This window comes from Actinosynnema sp., assembly GCF_052038725.1.
This window is the reverse complement of the sequence record NZ_JBQGCX010000304.1, coordinates 1-1,535: the sequence shown is the minus strand read 5'-3', so window position 1 is coordinate 1,535 and position 1,535 is coordinate 1. Positions and strand designations below refer to the sequence as shown.

General features: G+C 70.4%; 1 protein-coding gene. It reads right to left on the bottom strand.

Annotated elements, in window-relative coordinates; genetic code table 11:
* A partial coding sequence (locus ACTUAL_RS06045) for a hypothetical protein (RefSeq protein WP_440899545.1) occupies positions 1 to 1,109 on the bottom strand: 1,109 nt, incomplete at its 3' end.
* Positions 1,110 to 1,535 lie beyond the last annotated feature (426 nt).

Below are 1,535 nucleotides of genomic sequence, written 5' to 3'. Positions count from 1 at the left end.
GTCCCCGCAGCCGGGCGGGCGGGGGCCCGGCGGGTGCCCGGCTCGGCGTCCAGCGGCATCGGCACGTCCAGGCGCCCGCCCCCGAACACCGCCCGCGCGTAGGCCGCGGCCGTCTCCAGCGGGGGGATCTCGCGGTTGCCGCGCACCAGCGCCTCCACCGCCGCCACCGAGCGCTCGGCGAGCAGCCGGTCCCCGGCGCGGCGGGCCAGCGCCACCAGCCACGCGGGCCGGGTGAGGTCCTCGATGAAGCACGCCGACCGGGTGCCGAGCCGGTCCCACGAGGCGTGCGCCAGCTCGGCCGCCGCCCGCGCCCCCTGGCCCGCGGCGACCAGCGCGATCTCGGCGAACGCCGCCCGCGCCACCGAGTCGGGCAGCACGTAGTGGGTGCGCAGCCCGTCGAAGGACGCCAGCGACCCGGCCGCCGCGTCCAGCTCGCCCAGCGCCAGGTGCGCGGCGGCGGTCACCGAGAGTGCGAGCTTGACCGCCACCCGCGTCCCGCGCTCCTCGGCCACCCGCAGCGTCTCCCGCGCGCGGCGCAGCGCCCGCTCGTACTGCCCGGATTGCAGGCACAGCGGCGTGCTCAGCCCCTCCACCAGCGACTCGAACGCGTGCAGTCCGTAGTTGTCGACCAGGTCGCGCATTTCGGAGATGGTTCGGCGCGCTTGCTGGGAAACGTGGATGTCGGTCAACTTCTTCGCCATCATCATGTTCGTGTACAGGCGCCACACGGGCGCTTCGTCGCGTGCCTGGTGGACCGCCGACTGGTTCAGCAGCAATCCCTTGAACAGGCTCCCCGAATGCCAGTGGTCGGCCGACTCCAAGGATGTGCAGATCACCTTCAGGGCACCGTGCGCGGGCTGCTCTCGATTGATTGCCGCGGCGCTGCGGGATGCCGCTCTCTGGTCTTCCAGCGAGATCAGCAGTAATTGGAAGGCCAGCACCTCGCTGTAGGCGCGCTGCGTGGTGTCCAGTTCGCCCAGGGCGGCGTTGACGGAGGACAGGGTGGCTTCGAGATCTCCCCGGATGAACGCGAGGTTGGCCTCGTTGAGCTGCTGCGCGGTTTCCTTGCGGATGATGTCGGTGTGGCTCGCGGCGATCAGGTAGAGCACGTCGCTGATCGAGGAAGGCGTAGAAGGAATCGACCCGCTCGACGTGGTCTCGCTATCCGCAGACCGGGTCGCTTCTCTATTCGGCCCTTTCACGCGAGAACTCCTAGGTCGTGAACCGGGGTGAATGCTCGCCGGTCAGTAAAGCACAGGGGGTAGCGGGCGTCATGTGAACTCCGATGGGGTGTTTTTGGCGCTGGCGAGATATCGCCGTGACGTGCTATGGCGGGAGCGGATGTCGACTCCTCGGACAAGTGCCGCGGATACCGAGCGCGCCTCGCGATACTATTACGCTCCGTCTGGAATTGATTCGGAGCCGAATTCGGTCCTCAGGGGGATGTCCTGCCCAGCGCCCGCGTCCGGGGGGCGGTACGGCGACGCGCCGCGCGGGCGCGCGAAGCGCCGCGCGGTCCGTCCGCGCGCGGAGCG